Annotated in this window: 13 protein-coding genes; 10 read left to right on the top strand and 3 right to left on the bottom strand. The window is 39.2% G+C overall.

What is annotated here, in order from left to right; all coding sequences use genetic code 11:
* Nucleotides 1-4 precede the first annotated feature (4 nt).
* Entirely contained in the window at nt 5-1612 is a 1608-nt protein-coding gene (porM, locus tag FHS59_RS08750) for a type IX secretion system motor protein PorM/GldM (RefSeq protein WP_184494768.1), read from the top strand.
* A 30-nt stretch (nt 1613-1642) separates the two neighbouring features.
* On the top strand, nt 1643-2458 hold the full coding sequence (gene porN / locus FHS59_RS08745; protein ID WP_184494767.1) for a type IX secretion system ring subunit PorN/GldN: 816 nt from the start codon (nt 1643-1645) through the stop codon (nt 2456-2458).
* 17 nt (nt 2459-2475) lie between these two features.
* On the opposite strand, the gene uvrC is transcribed toward porN, so the two are convergent.
* From uvrC to porW, 3 genes are all read right to left on the bottom strand, one after another.
* The gene (gene uvrC, locus FHS59_RS08740) at nt 2476-4281 is read right to left on the bottom strand and encodes an excinuclease ABC subunit UvrC (protein ID WP_184494766.1); all 1806 of its coding nucleotides are present in this window, start codon (nt 4279-4281) and stop codon (nt 2476-2478) included.
* Nucleotides 4282-4342: 61 nt separating this feature from the next.
* Entirely contained in the window at nt 4343-6649 is a 2307-nt protein-coding gene (locus FHS59_RS08735) for a penicillin-binding protein 1A (RefSeq protein ID WP_184494765.1), read from the bottom strand.
* A gap of 2 nt (nt 6650-6651) precedes the next feature.
* Nucleotides 6652-9276, bottom strand: a complete 2625-nt coding sequence (gene porW, locus FHS59_RS08730; RefSeq protein WP_184494764.1) for a type IX secretion system periplasmic lipoprotein PorW/SprE — start codon at nt 9274-9276, stop codon at nt 6652-6654.
* A gap of 144 nt (nt 9277-9420) precedes the next feature.
* On the opposite strand from porW, the gene FHS59_RS08725 reads away from it, so the two are divergent.
* The 8 genes from FHS59_RS08725 to atpG all read left to right on the top strand — a co-directional run bounded on the left by FHS59_RS08725 (nt 9421) and on the right by atpG (nt 15125).
* Nucleotides 9421-9657 carry an AtpZ/AtpI family protein gene (locus FHS59_RS08725; RefSeq protein WP_184494763.1) on the top strand — a complete coding sequence of 79 codons (237 nt, stop codon included), beginning with the start codon at nt 9421-9423 and terminating at the stop codon, nt 9655-9657.
* Nucleotides 9658-9702: 45 nt separating this feature from the next.
* Complete coding sequence (locus tag FHS59_RS08720) at nt 9703-10086, top strand: hypothetical protein (RefSeq protein WP_184494762.1); 384 nt, start codon at nt 9703-9705, stop codon at nt 10084-10086.
* Between the two features lie 20 nt (nt 10087-10106).
* Nucleotides 10107-11135 (top strand): F0F1 ATP synthase subunit A, encoded by a 1029-nt coding sequence (atpB, locus tag FHS59_RS08715; RefSeq protein WP_184494761.1) that lies wholly within the window; start codon nt 10107-10109, stop codon nt 11133-11135.
* 38 nt (nt 11136-11173) lie between these two features.
* The gene (gene atpE / locus FHS59_RS08710) at nt 11174-11431 is read left to right on the top strand and encodes an ATP synthase F0 subunit C (protein ID WP_008203281.1); all 258 of its coding nucleotides are present in this window, start codon (nt 11174-11176) and stop codon (nt 11429-11431) included.
* A gap of 80 nt (nt 11432-11511) precedes the next feature.
* Complete coding sequence (locus FHS59_RS08705; protein ID WP_184494760.1) at nt 11512-12006, top strand: F0F1 ATP synthase subunit B; 495 nt, start codon at nt 11512-11514, stop codon at nt 12004-12006.
* 9 nt (nt 12007-12015) lie between these two features.
* The gene (atpH, locus tag FHS59_RS08700; protein WP_184494759.1) at nt 12016-12579 is read left to right on the top strand and encodes an ATP synthase F1 subunit delta; all 564 of its coding nucleotides are present in this window, start codon (nt 12016-12018) and stop codon (nt 12577-12579) included.
* A gap of 33 nt (nt 12580-12612) precedes the next feature.
* The gene (gene atpA, locus FHS59_RS08695) at nt 12613-14187 is read left to right on the top strand and encodes a F0F1 ATP synthase subunit alpha (protein ID WP_184494758.1); all 1575 of its coding nucleotides are present in this window, start codon (nt 12613-12615) and stop codon (nt 14185-14187) included.
* A 71-nt stretch (nt 14188-14258) separates the two neighbouring features.
* Nucleotides 14259-15125 carry an ATP synthase F1 subunit gamma gene (gene atpG, locus FHS59_RS08690; protein WP_184494757.1) on the top strand — a complete coding sequence of 289 codons (867 nt, stop codon included), beginning with the start codon at nt 14259-14261 and terminating at the stop codon, nt 15123-15125.
* Nucleotides 15126-15155 lie beyond the last annotated feature (30 nt).

The raw sequence follows: 15155 nt of genomic DNA, 5'->3' as shown, positions 1-15155 counted from the left end.
GAAGATGGCAGGAGCTAAAGAGACACCTAGACAGCGGATGATCGGGATGATGTACCTGGTTTTGACGGCCTTATTGGCCCTCCAGGTAAGTAACCAGATTCTCCAGAAATTTGTATTGCTGAATGATGGTATGGAGAGAACCTCCAGGAATTATATTTCCAAAAATGAGTTTACTGTAAACTCTATTAAATCTACCGTAGAGCAGCAAGGTAATAATGAAAAGGATGTTCCTAAAGTAGGAGCAGCCCAAGAAGTAAGAAATGCTACCAAAGAGATTTTTGCTTATTTGGAAGAGTTGAAGCAACAATTGATTACGCAGTCAAATGCGATTAATGAGGAAGGTAACTTCGTAAATTCAAGTCTGAAGAACACTGAAATTCCAGGAAATATGTTTGCCAACAATGGCAAAGGTGAGGAAATGAAAGAAAGGCTAAATAGCTATCCAACTCAGATTTCTCAGATTTTAAGCGGAATTGGTATCGATATGTCATTTCAGCCAATTGCTAAAGACGCCGGTGAAATTCCTTTGTTTGCAAATGACCGAGAGGCAAGAAATAAAGACTTTGTTGCTTTGAATTTTGTGAAATCCCCAGTTGGAGCTGTTATGGCTTTGATTTCTCAATATCAAAATGAAGTGCTGAATATTGAAAGTGAAGCACTTTCTCAAATCACCAGTTCAATTGGTACATTCTATTTCAAAGCAGATATAGTTGAAGCAAGAATCGCGGCTACATCAAATGTAGTGGCAGCAGGCACTAAGTTTGAAGGGGATATGTTTATCGCATCCAGTTCTTCTGCTGCTGCCCCTCAAATGACAATTGATGGTAGAGCGGTACCAGTTGAAAATGGATTTGGTAAAATTGATTTCACTGTAACTCCAGCTGGCCAATATGATGATAGAGGTTTAGCTAAAAGAGTATTGAAAGGTGAGATTGTCACAAATGTTGGTGGGGAAGACAAAGTACTTCCAGTTGAATACGAATACTTTGTAGCTCAACCTGTAATTAAAGTATCATCTGAAGTAGTTCAGCAGCTTTATGCAGATTGTGCAAATGAATTATTGATTGAAGTTCCTGCATTGGGTAATACTTACTCACCGGATTTCGCAGTAAGTAATGGTCAATCCATTAAAGGAAATAAGCCTGGTCAACTAACCGTTGTACCTGGTGCATCAGGTAAAGTAACTATTGGAGTAAGCTCTGGAGGCAATAAAATCGGAGATGTAGCGTATGATATTAAACCGGTTCCAGAACCAACTTTGGTACCTGCTGCTTCAAACGGAAACGAAATTGATCTGAGCCAGTCTCAAGCAATCGGTACATTAACAGGATTAAAAGTCTTGGCAAAACCAGAAGCAACTTTTGGAAGAACTATGGCGAAAGACGCTAACTTCGAAGTTACTGGTGGTGAGATTAGACTTCTGAGAAATGATGTTCCTAGAGAGACAACTCAAATCTCAAGTGGTAATAGCATTGCAATGCGTCAGTTACTTGAAAGTGCAAGAGCTGGAGATGATATTGTAATCGTTGTAAGACAGGTTACCAGAACAAACTTTAGAGGAAATAAGATTCCTTCTACTTTGAACAAAGTTATTCGTATCGGAGTGAAATAAGCTTTCGGTAAGAATCCAGATAAACTAATTATGAAAAATTTTCTTCCAAAATTGATCTTGTCCCTGCTAATGGTAGCTGCTTTTGCTCCTTTGGCAAGTGAAGCACAAATTGCAACAAGTGTCACTCCTTCAGGATATGGTGACAGGACCTTTGATATGGATACAATTTTCTCTGCAAAAAGAATCAGAGAAGATGATAAGATGTATCAAATCGCAGTTTGGAGAAGAATTGACCTTAGAGAAAAGTATAATTTGTCGCTTTATGGGTCAGGAGATGCTAAAAAGAACGGAATCATCAATTACATCTACAAAGCTGTTGTAGATGAGAATGCTCTTGAAGTATTTGCTGATGAGGATTTTACGCAACCTATGTCAATTGCTGAATTTCAGGATAACTTCTGGTTGAATGCAACAGGCGATAGCATCTTTGTAAAACAATTGTATTACCTGGATTTTAAAGAAGACTTTGTTTTCGACAAGCATCATTCAGATATGGTGTTTGATATTAAATATCTAGAATTAGTAATGCCTTCTCAGACCAACTCTAATGCTGGTCAGAAGACAATTGCTTACATCAGATACAAAGACTTCTATAACTATTTCAAAGATCATCCAGAAGCAAGATGGATCAACTTCAAAAACCTATCTAAAAGTTTAACTTATGATCAGGCTTTTGAATCTAGATTATTTAGATCTGTGGTAAGGAGATTTACTAATCCAGATGAGGCCTTAATAGCGGATCTCGTCGATGCGGATAGTCCAAACCCCGAAGTTCAGGCATATATAAATTCGCTTGAGTTCGAGTATAAACTTTTAGAATACGAAAACACTCTTTGGGAGTGGTAATAATAAAAGGGGCTTTTTTAAGCCCCTTTATTTTTTTCTACCCATTCAAATAGGGACTTTGCACGACTAGTTCCTATCACAGCTTCCACTTCCTCTTTGCTAGCCTCACTGATCTTTTTGACAGATTTAAAATGTGATAATAGCTTCTCGGCGGTATTTTCTCCAATTCCTGGAATAGCAGTTAATTGAGTCCCAAAGGCATTCTTGCTTCTTACTTTCCTATGGAATGTAATTGCAAAGCGGTGAGCCTCATCCCTGATACGCTGAAGTAATCTTAAACTTTCTGATTTCTTGTCGATGTGAATAGGGTAGGAGTCACCTGGAAAATAGATTTCTTCTAATCTCTTCGCAATACCTATAATTGGCATTTTTCCATAAACGCCAAGTTCTTGAAGGGCTTCCACAGCTGAGGATAATTGTCCTTTGCCTCCATCGATGACCACCAGCTTTGGTAAAGGTTTATCCTCCTCTACCAGCCGCTTATATCTTCTAGTGACTATCTCTTTCATACTGGCAAAATCATTTGCCCCAATCACAGTTTTGATATGGTAATGTCTATATTCCTTAACAGCAGGTTTCCCATTCAGAAAGCAAACCATGCTTGCAACAGGACTTGTTCCTTGGATATTAGAATTGTCAAAACATTCAATATGATCTGGAATTTCTGGAAGACTCAAATCTTGTTGTAATTGTTTTATTACTCGGTCTTTCTTGTCTTCATTAAGTCCCTTAAGAAGTGCTTTTTCTTTTTTATAGAATAAAGCATTTTTAAGTGATAGCTCAATTAACTTTTTCTTATCTCCAATTTTAGGTTTAACCAGATTAAGTCCTTCAATTGGTTCCTCCAATTCAATATTACTCAGTACTTCTGTTGCATCACTTTGAAATTGGTCCTGAAGCCTGATTAAAGCAGTTACCAACAGTTCTTCTTCACTTTCATCCAACTTCTTTTTCAATTCCACATTTTTGGAAACATTCATTGCTCCATTTTTTACTCTCAGGTAATTGACATAAGCTGATTTCTCATCGGTGACGATTGTGCAAACATCTAGATTCACAATGCTTGGACTGGCGATTAATGACTTGGCCTGATATTTTTCTAAGAGGTCTAATTTCTCCTTTGTCTTTTGCGCTTTTTCGAACTCTAGGTTTTCAGCATGTTTTTGCATTTCACTCTTAAAATGAGCTTTGGCTAGACCCAGGTTTCCTTTTAAGATGTGCTTTGCTTGTTCTATATCATTGAGGTAATCTTTCTCTCTTTGTAAACCCACACATGGCCCCTGGCAATTACCAATATGGTATTCTAAGCATACTTTATATTTACCCTCGGCAATTTTATACGGGGACAAATCCAGTTTACAAGTCCGAATAGTGAATAACTCCCTGATTAAGTCCAGAACATTATTCATTGCCTTTACACTTGCAAAAGGGCCGAAGTATGTCCCTCGTTTTGGGATCATTTTTCTGGTTTGAAAAATTCGGGGGAAATTTTCCTTTGTTAAAAGGAGATACGGATAAGTCTTGTCATCCCTTAAAAGAATGTTGTATTTCGGCTGAGTCTTTTTTATGAGATTATTTTCAAGAAGCAGCGCATCAAACTCACTGTTGACAATTGTGATCTCGATCTTTACGATCTCTTTCACCATTCTTCTTGTCTTCAGATTAACTCCTGAGTTTTTATTGAAATAGCTAGAAACTCTTTTCTTTAGGCTTTTTGCCTTTCCAACATAGATAAGCTCATTATCGGAATTGAAATAACGATATACTCCCGGCTGATCGGGAAGAGAAAGATGTTCACTTGGTGTGTAGGATGATGCCTCCATGGTCTAAAAATAAAAAAACAGCCTTGGATTAAGGCTGTTTTCTTTGTTGAGTTTTATGATTTTAGAAATCATTCTTTTTAGCATCGTAATCAAAATCTGCAAAGCGCTGACTTTCTTTTTCATACACGTCACAATCAATTTCTATACTCAATGGTCTTTCTGGTCTAGGGAAAGGTCCTTTAGTATAACCGAGGCTTTTATCCGCATAGACTTTTTCCATGTATTTCACCCAGATAGGTCTTGCTGTTCTACCACCTTGTCCATTAATCCAACTTCTAAAGTGGATGGCTCTATCATCACCGCCGACCCAAGTACCGCTGACCAAGTCTTTACTGATGCCCATGTACCAACCATCAGAGGCATTTTGAGTAGTTCCTGTTTTTCCTCCCAATTCATTCCCTTCACGTATGGAATAGGGAACTCCCTGACTTGTTCCACCTCGTTCTTCAAAACCACCTCTGAGCATATAAGTCATCAAGTATGCATGCTCTTCGCTCATGGCTGGGCGTTTTTTAGCAGTAAACTGCTGAATGACATTTCCGTTTTTATCTTCAATCCTATCAATGTAGAATGGTGTGGTATGCTCTCCTTTATTAACAAAGGTTCCAAATGCACCTACCATTTCATAAATACTTACGTCATTTACCCCGAGTGCCAAAGCTGGTACTTCCTCCAAATCACTCGTCACACCCAATCTTCTGGCTGTTTCCACCACTATTTTTGGACTCAGCTTTTTCATCATGTAGGCAGTAACAGAATTGATAGATTCTGCCATTGCATGTCGGATTGTCATTTTCTCATAGGAGAATTTCCCATTCGCATTTGATGGGCTCCAAGTAGGCTGTCCTGGAATGTAAACTTCGACAGGTTGATCAATAACAGAGTAACAAGGGCTGTATCCATTTTCAATAGCAGCAGCATAAACAAACGGTTTGAACGTAGACCCAGGCTGTCTTTTACCTTGTTTTACATGGTCAAATTTGAAATACTTATGGTCCATTCCACCTACCCAAGCTTTGATTTGGCCGGTGTGTGGATCCATACTCATAAAGCCAGTTTGCAAAAACTTCTTATAATACCTCAAGGAATCCATCGTACTCATCAACGTATCTATTTCTCCTTTTTCCCATGAAAAGACCTTCATCTTTTTCTTTTCATTCAGCTTTAGATCGATAGAGTCTGTATCGTTACCATATCTGATTTTAAGAAGTCGATATGCTTCAGTTCTCTTTACTGCATCTTCGATGAAATTTGGAATTACGCGATTTTCACTGTCTATCCAAGGGTCTCGGTTCCCCATTTCCTTGTAGAAGGCCTTTTGAAGAGAAGCCATGTGTTCTGAAACAGCCTCTTCTGCATATCGCTGCATTCTACTATCGATGGTGGTATAAATTTTCAATCCATCGCCATAAAGGTCATAAGAAGTACCATCAGATTTTAGGTTATCCTTAGCCCATCTCAAAAGATCAGCTTTTACCACCTCTCTAAAGTATGTTGCTAGGCCTTTATTTTGATTGGCCACATTATAATCAAGTTCTATTGGAAGCTGAGAAAGCGAATCAAATTCTGCTTTAGATAGCGCATCATTTTTCACCATTTGGTAGAGTACCGTGTTTCTTCTTCGTAGAGAATTCTCAGGATTATAGACTGGGCTATAATAAGTTGGTGCTTTAAATAGACCTACCAAAACCGCTGCTTCCTGTACATCTAATTCAGCAGGAGTTTTATTAAAGAAGGTTTTTGCTGCAGTTTTAATCCCGTAAGCATTGGATCCAAACTCTGAAGTATTCAGATAAAGCGTAAGGATTTCATTTTTGGTATAAGCTTTTTCTAGTTGGGTGGCTACAATCCATTCTTTGGTTTTAATGATCAACATTCTCAAACCTGGGACAGAACTCAAAGTGCCTTGAGAAGCATCTGTTCTAGTTTTAAAAAGGTTCTTAGCTGTTTGTTGACTCAAGGTAGATCCACCACCTGCATCCTGACCAAGCAATATGGATTTTACAAAAACCCTCATCATCGCGATCATATCGATGCCTGAGTGTTCTTCAAATCTCACATCTTCTGTGGAGATCAGTGCATGAACCAAGTTAGGAGAAAGCTCCTCGTAAGTAACCGGGCTTCTGTTTTCACGGAAGTAGGTACCTAATTGAACACCATCTGAGGAATATAATTCTGAGGCAAGTTCGCTCTCAGGATTTTCTAATGCTTTGAAGTCAGGTAAAGAACCAAAGAGGCCAAGGAAATTGATGCTCACCATCCAAACGAATAGGATGAAACCAAAGAATCCAGCCAAAAAGGCTAGCCATATAAATTTGACTATTTTTTTGGCAAAGCCAGATGATTCAGGTTTTGAATTTTTACTCATAATTACTTATAAACTGACTTGAAGAAAGTCCTGTATTCCTCTAGATTTTTTGTTTTGTTCAGTTGCTGGAAGTTCTCAATGGATATCACAAACGAATTGTTCTTAATAGAATCGGTAATTCCTTCGGACTTAAAATCATTCAGAAACTGACTGTAATATTCTTTTGCCTTGTCTGCATTGTTGAATGGAGAAATGATATAAATAGAATTCTCACTCGTCATATTCATATTTCCAGTTCTCAATCTCGCATTCGGAAAGTTTTTGGCATGAAACTGTTCCAAATCAGCTAATAAACCGGTTGCTGCTTCCATTTCATCGGGACTCATAACCAATACAAAAATATGCGTATTGGAGTCATTGATTTTGTATGGAGATTCTGGCAGGTTTTGCCCATCCGGATTCAAATTAGGGTCTGGATTGGCCAAAGCTGCAGAATCCAAAGCAGTACTGTCAGGTTTGTTTAGCGCTGCAAGTTCTTCGCTTGACATCATGGGTCTTAGCATATTCCTTGCCAATTCTCTCAATTCTTCCTCTTTTGAATTCTCAATAAATGCTTCTAGTCTATTTCTGTAAACCTGGCGACTGTCTAGCTTACCAGTGACCATGATATCCAAAAGCAAAATTCTCTCAGTATTTCTGGTTAAAGGGTATTCTTCCAGTGTTTCTTGGATGATTTTTCTGGCTTCTTGATAATTCCCATTATAATAAGCGTTATAAGCCAGTTCATAGTTCTTTGATGAGGCTAAATAAGCCAAATTTCCAGAAGCTGCATCCGGGTTATTTACTGAATAAGTGTATTGTGAGTTCGGAAATTCATTATTTAATCTTCCTACGTATTGCTGGAAATTACCTCCTCGATCCCGTTGTGCCAAATAAAGTAAATAATAAGCCTCAGGTTTTCTGGAAGAATTTGGATACTCTCTCACCAAGGTTTCTAAATTGTCTATGCTCGCTTCGATCTCTTTTAGTTCAAAATAAAGAAGCTTTCCTAACTCGAAATAGGATTCTTCCAATTCTAGATTCAAAGTATTGATCTCTTCCTCTGAACTAGGAATTTGAGCCAATAAACTCTCCAGATCTGGTAGTTGATTCAATGGATTTGCGGAATCGTCTGTCGCTGTAGAATCACTTTCTGCAGGAGCGGCAATTGTAGGTTCGGTACTTTGAAAGCTAGCTGCACTTCTTCTCCAATTATCCTGCAATGGCCTGTTTCCCCAAGTTCTATAAAACTCAATGGTTCCTTGTTGCATCGCCACCGAATTATCAAAATAGAAAGTCGAACCAGTTCCCCTGTCATTGAAAGCTAGCAAATTGTCAAAAATGCTATTGCTTTTTGGTTCTTGTTTGGCAGCTGCCTCTGCCAGCAATCGCTCTTCTTCACTTTTGATAAAGTTCTCTGCAACCAATTGCTGCTCTTCAGGACTTAAGCCTGAAAGTAAAATAAGACTATCATTGGCATGGATTCTCTCCACATGAAAAACATAATGATCAAGTGTCTCTTTTCGCTCTTTAATTTGTTTTGCTACCGGATCAGCCTCATTGATAAAAGTAAGGGCACTGTCTAAATAATATTTGGTGGCTCGATAATCTTTAAATTCATCAAGATTGATTTCAGCCAGCTTTTGGTAGATATAGCCTTTTTGGCGAGGATTGCTTCCCGGTTCTTTTGCCGCCTGATGTAATAATTCTAGGGTCTTTTCAGTATCTCCTTGCTTCTCTTCGAAGAGTGCCATTTCATACACTACGACATCTTTCAGATCTTTATTCTTAGGATCCTTGTACAGGTCTTCGTAATAGTTCCTGACCTTTTTTAGATCCTTGGATTTGTTTAACTCAGCAACTTGCTGGGCATATAGCTGCGCAAAAAAGCTTCTCTCGTATGGTGGATTACCTGCCAGTGCTTTGTTATAAAAATCAAATGCCAGTGCATCTAATCCCGATCTTTGGTAGCGCTGTGCCAAAATAAAATTGATTCTGGATTCCTCTTTTTTATCATCAACATATTCCAAAGCTTTCACCAAAGCCCCTATTACTCCATTGGCGTCTCTTCGTGATTCATAATAATATGCCAAGGTACGGTAAAGCTCATATCGATTTTCGTCATTGATGCCAGACTCTTTGGATAAGTAGTCAATAGTGAAATTGGCATTTTCATATTCCTGCAAATCGACATATAGCTTAAGAAGGGAAATCAAAGTTTTGTGCCTTAGATCTTTATCCTTGCTGTTGACATTGACATATTTATAGGTGTTTTGAGCATCGTCAAATTGAGCCTGGAGGTAATCGATTTTCCCAAGTAGATAATAACTGTCATCCACCCATTTACTGATTCTATGCCATTCAACTGCTTTGGAGGCTAATTCTCTCGCGGATTGCAAGGTGTCTGCACCAGCCTGAATAGATGCAGAGTCGATTGGAATAAATACCGGCAATACTTGAGTGTAATCCTCTTTGTAATTTGACTTGACGATGTCTTCCACTTTTTTAATCTTGACATCGGCCAGATAGTAAGCATTGAAATGAGAAGTGATGTTATGAAAAGTACGGTTTGTAAATGTGTCCCGCTCAGAAGAGCAGGCACTGCTAAAAATTAAAATGACCAAGAATAGTCTTACAAGTTTGCCCATGTATTATTTTTCCCAATTTCGATACCAAAATAGGTTTTTTGCCTTACTTACTGAACGAACTGGGCAATCAAATATTCTTTTTGCTCGTTTATCCCTTTTTGGGAGGAAAAAAATCAATCAAATCATCAAATACCTTTCTATCTAATGGACAATTCAAATTCTTCTCAGAATAAACCAAAGAACAGCGGACCACCAGTTTATATAAAATACATTGGATTGTCTTTTCAGCTTTTTGGGGTAATTGGAGGAGGAACTTACCTAGGTTGGTGGATTCAGCAGCGAAGTGAAATGAAGTTTCCAGTTTGGCTGTTGTTATTTTGCTTTTTGTCAATTGGGATTGCGTTCTATCAACTTTGGCAAACCATGAAGCGGGATCGTTGAAACATTTTTCGGAAAAGAGGTAGTTTTGCAAAAAAAAAAGTAAACATGTCTCTTTTAAAAAACATCCATGTCCGGTTTTTTATCCTGTCAGCAATACTGGCAATAGTAATCGGAATTTTGAGTTTTGTTTTGCCTCAGGTAATTCATCCTAAAATCTGGGAAATTTATTTTTTCATGTTAATAGTATCTTTTTTAATCAGTTTACTCAATGGATTTTTGCTGAAATCCTTTGCTGAAAATTTCTTCAACATCATGGTTCTGGCAATGATTCTTAGATTTATAGCCTCTTTGGTGTTCATTGGGATAGAGGTTTGGCCGGGAATGGAGAATATTATTCTGTTTATCGCAGATTTCTTTATCATTTTTTTATTCTACTTAGTTTTTGATATCTACGCCTTTCTAGCTAATTTGCGCCCGATTTCGAAGTAGCCCCTCAAAAAGAAGAGTTGATGACGCGTAAACTATTGGTTCTAAGTCTATTATTGTCTGCATTCATGCTGACGTTCTCCAGCAAGACATATGCTGAAGGTTCTGAAGAAGACAAGACAAGCTTTATCATGCATCACGTGAAGGATTCTCACGAGTGGCATTTTGCTACTTTTGGTCATTCTCATGTGACATTGCCTTTACCTGTAATTGTTTATTCAGGAGACAGAGGTCTGGAGTTTTTTAGCTCTTCTGACTTCCAGAATCATGAAACTCATGCTTTTGGTGAAGAGTTTGCCCACGAAGGGTATTTCATCGATGAGCACGATCACATGGGAAGAGTGGATGGAGCAAGTTTTATTGACTTGTCTATCACCAAAAATGTGGTGATGATGTTTATCGTCATGATTGTAATGGCTTCACTGGCACTTTCTGCTGCCAATCATTACAAGAAAAATGGAGCGGTGGCACCTAAAGGAGCTGCAGCCTTGATCGAGCCAATTGTGATTTTCGTCAGAGACGAAATCGCTAAAAATGCAATCGGCCCTAAATACAAGAAATTTGTCCCTTACCTAATCACTTTATTCCTATTCATCTGGTTTGGAAACCTTTTGGGACTATTGCCTGGAGCAGCAAACATGACAGGGAATATCGCAGTGACGATGGTATTGGCAGTTTTAACTTTTATCATTACCAATGTCAATGGGAATAAGGATTACTGGAAGCACGTATTCGCTACTCCAGGTGTGCCGATCCCTATGTTGTTGATTATTGTGCCTGTAGAAATTATCGGTCTTTTCACTAAGCCTTTTGCCTTGATGGTCCGATTGTTTGTAGCCATCACAGCAGGACACATTGTAATCCTAGGCTTTATAGCTTTGGCATTTATCTTTGAATCTTACTCCATCGGTATCGCAAGTACGCTGATGGTGACATTTATCAATATCATCGAATTGTTAGTGGCAACTATCCAGGCTTATGTATTTACGCTGTTCTCAGCGATGTACATCGGTGGTGCGGTAGCTGAGCACGCGCATGACGATCATCATTAATTAGGAATTTCTTTGTTCAATTTATAAATCTAACTCTTATGTTAACTTCTATCTTATTGACTGCTGGTTACGCTCTAATGGGAGCTGGTATCGGTGCAGGTATTGTTGCGATTGGCGCAGGCCTAGGTATCGGTCGTATTGGTGGTCAGGCAATGGAATCTATTGCTCGTCAGCCAGAAGCTGCTGGTAAGATCCAAGGCGCTATGTTGATCATCGCGGCTTTGATCGAGGTGGTTTCCCTGTTCGCAGCGGTAATCTGTTTGTTGATTGCTCTTAACATCGCGGGCATCAGCTAATCAAAATCTGAAGAGGGATTGGCGTTAGGCCTTTCCCTTTTCTTTCTATTATTGAACAATCTGAAATAAATTATACCACCATGGATTTAATCACACCAGGTTCCGGTCTTATTTTCTGGCAATTATTTGGCTTTTTAGGCCTTCTTTTCATCTTGATCAAATTTGCCTGGAAGCCAATGCTTGCAGCATTAGATGAGAGAGAAACCAGCATTGAGAATGCATTGAAAGCTGCTGAAACAGCTAGAAATGAAATGGCAAACTTGAAAGCTGAGAATGAGAAACTTCTTGCTGAAGCTAGATTGGAAAGAGATACGATTCTGAAAAAAGCACATGATGCTTCTGCTAAAATGATCGAAGAAGCGAAAGCTGAAGCGGTGAAAACCGGAGCTCAGATGATCGAAAATGCAAAAGCAGTAATCGAAACTGAAAAGAAAGCTGCTTTGGCAGATGTTAAAACTCAGGTGGCTACTTTGACACTTGAAGTGACAGAGAAATTATTGAGAAAGAATCTATCTGACGACAATGCTCAAAAAGAGCTTGTGGATGAATTCGTGAAAGACCTTAAGTTAAACTAATCAACCTCCATGTCAAACCATAGAGTAGCATCCCGATATGCCAAATCTATCATGGAACTTTCCCTCGAAAAGGGAAAGCTAGAGGAGGTTCATGCGGATTTCGATAAATTATCAGCAATGGCCAAGAGCAATTATGATCTTGTGCTTTTGTTGAAAAATCCGATTATTAATTCAGAAAAAAAACTGAATGTATTGAACGCGCTATTTCCAGCAAGTTCTACCCAGGAGATGACTCGAACTTTTTTTGAAATTATTTCAAGAAAAAATAGAGAGGCAATCTTGGTAGATGTAGCGAAGGAGTTTGAAGCTCAATACAATCTACATAAGTCCATTCAGGTGGCTGAATTGACGACCACTACTCCTATCACTGCTGAGCAAAGAGCAGTGTTTGTGGAAGCAGTAAAAGAAATCTCCGGATTAACTGAAGTTCAGATCGTGGAGAAGATTAATCCAGACTTGATTGGTGGATTTGTTCTACGAGTGAATGATCGTCAGTTAGATGAGTCTTTGAGTAGTAAATTGAGAATTTTGAAATCTCAGTTTTCCCAAAATCATTACGAGAAAAAGTATTAAATAAAAAAGCAATAATCATAATCTTATCATATCATGGCAGAAGTAAGACCAGATGAAGTTTCAGCGATCTTGAGAGAGCAGCTTTCAGGTGTTAGAACTCAAGCGGAACTTGAAGAAGTGGGTACAGTCCTTCAAGTGGGGGATGGTGTAGCACGTATCTATGGACTTTCTAAGGCTCAGGCTGGTGAATTGATCGAGTTCGACAATGGTCTGAAAGCAATGGTGCTTAACCTTGAAGAGGACAATGTAGGTGCCGTACTTTTTGGTGATTCCAAGGAGATCAAAGAAGGTGACACTGTAAAAAGAACCAAAAGAATTGCTTCTATCCAAGTGGGTGAAGGAATGCTTGGTCGTGTAGTAGATACTCTTGGTAATCCTATCGACGGTAAAGGTCCTATCGCTGGTGATTTGTATGAAATGCCTTTGGAGCGTAAAGCACCAGGTGTAATCTACAGACAGCCGGTAACTGAGCCTCTTCAGACTGGTATCAAATCTATCGATGCTATGATTCCAATCGGTAGAGGACAAAGAGAATTAGTAATCGGTGACCGTCAGACTGGTAAGACTGCGGTAGTTATCGATGCTATCTTGAACCAAAAAGAATTTTATGACAGAGGTGAAGCTGTTTTCTGTATCTATGTAGCGATCGGACAAAAAGCTTCTACTGTTGCAAACGTAGTGGCAGCACTTGAAAAAGGTGGTGCACTTCCATATACAGTTGTTGTTGCTGCTCCTGCTTCGGATCCAGCTCCAATGCAATTCTTTGCTCCATTTACAGGTGCTGCAATCGGAGAATTCTTCCGTGATACAGGACGTCCTGCTTTGGTAGTTTATGATGATTTGTCTAAGCAAGCTGTTGCGTATCGTGAAGTATCTCTTCTTTTGAGAAGACCTCCAGGACGTGAAGCTTATCCAGGTGACGTTTTCTACCTTCACTCAAGATTGTTGGAAAGAGCTGCGAAAATCAATAAGTCTGATAAAATCGCTTCTCAGATGAACGATTTGCCAGATTCTATCAAGCATTTGGTAAAAGGCGGTGGTTCTTTGACTGCACTTCCAATTATCGAAACTCAGGCTGGTGACGTTTCTGCATATATCCCTACCAACGTAATCTCCATTACTGACGGTCAGATCTTCTTGGAAACTAACTTGTTTAACTCTGGTATCCGTCCAGCGATCAACGTGGGTATCTCTGTATCCCGTGTAGGTGGTAACGCGCAGATCAAAGCAATGAAGAAGGTTTCTGGTACATTGAAATTGGATCAGGCTCAGTTCCGTGAATTGGAAGCATTTGCTAAGTTCGGTTCTGATTTGGATGCTACTACTAAGAGAACTATCGAAAGAGGTAGAAGAAACCAGGAGATCTTGAAGCAGCCTCAGTACTCTCCAGTATCTGTAGCGCATCAGGTAGCAATCATCTATGCTTCTACTAAAGGATTGATGGATTCAGTTCCTGTAGAAAAAGCAAGAGCATTCGAGAAGGAATTCTACGTGCTTCTTGACGCTTCTTACCCAGAAGCTCTTGACTTGATCAAGAAGGGTGACATCGATGGTGCTGGTAAAATTCTTGCCAAAGCAGCATCTGAATTGGCTCCTAAATACGCATAATTTAAATATTCAAAATCCGGTGGGCTTTTAAAGGCCTACCGGAATTTCTATAGCTTACAAAGCAATCACTGATGGCTAACCTTAAGGAAGTAAAGGAAAGAATTAACTCGGTAGTTTCTACCCAGCAGATCACCAAAGCAATGAAAATGGTGTCTGCCGCTAAGTTGAGAAGAGCGCAGGACAAAATCGTCCAGATGCGTCCTTACTCTCAGAAGTTGACCAATATCCTGAATAATGTTTCTGCTGCGTCAGAAGGTGCTGCTGATATTGTTTATGCCGAAAAGCGTGAGACTAAAAAAGTGCTTTTGATCCCTGTCACTTCTGACAAAGGTCTTTGCGGTGCTTTTAACACCAATATCATCAAAGCTACCAATGCTGCCATCAAAGGACAGTTTGCAGGAAAAGACATCACTATTCTTCCTCTTGGTAAGAAGGCGTTTGAATACTTCAAAAAGTCTGGCCTTCCTATCGTTCCTGATTTCTACCAGGTATTCTTGGATTTGAATTTTGAAAATGTTCGTCAAGCTGCAGAATATGCGATGAGCTCTTTTGTTGCAGGTGAGTATGACCAAGTTTATTTGGTTTTCAACGAATTCAAAAACGTAGCAACTCAAATTGTTCGCACTGAGCAGTTCTTGCCAATGGCAAAAGAAGAGACTACTGAAGAGAAAACTGCGGAAGTAGATTACATCTTGGAGCCATCCAGAGCTTATATCATCGAGGAATTGGTTCCTACATCTTTGAAAATCCAGGTTTACAAAGCTGTTTTGGAAAGCAATGCATCCGAGCATGGAGCTAGAATGACAGCGATGGACAAAGCGACTGAAAACGCAGGTGAATTGCTGAAAGAACTTCGATTAATGTATAATAGAACCCGTCAGGCGGCTATCACCAACGAAATCCTAGAGATCGTTGCCGGTGCAGAAGCGCTTGGGTAATTATTAATTGCAATAGATCCAACCCAACCA

The organism is Algoriphagus iocasae (assembly GCF_014206875.1).
In the GTDB taxonomy this organism is placed as follows: Bacteria; Bacteroidota; Bacteroidia; order Cytophagales; family Cyclobacteriaceae; genus Algoriphagus; species Algoriphagus iocasae.
Note: the sequence above shows the minus strand (reverse complement) of the source record. Positions and strands in the feature narration are given on the sequence as shown.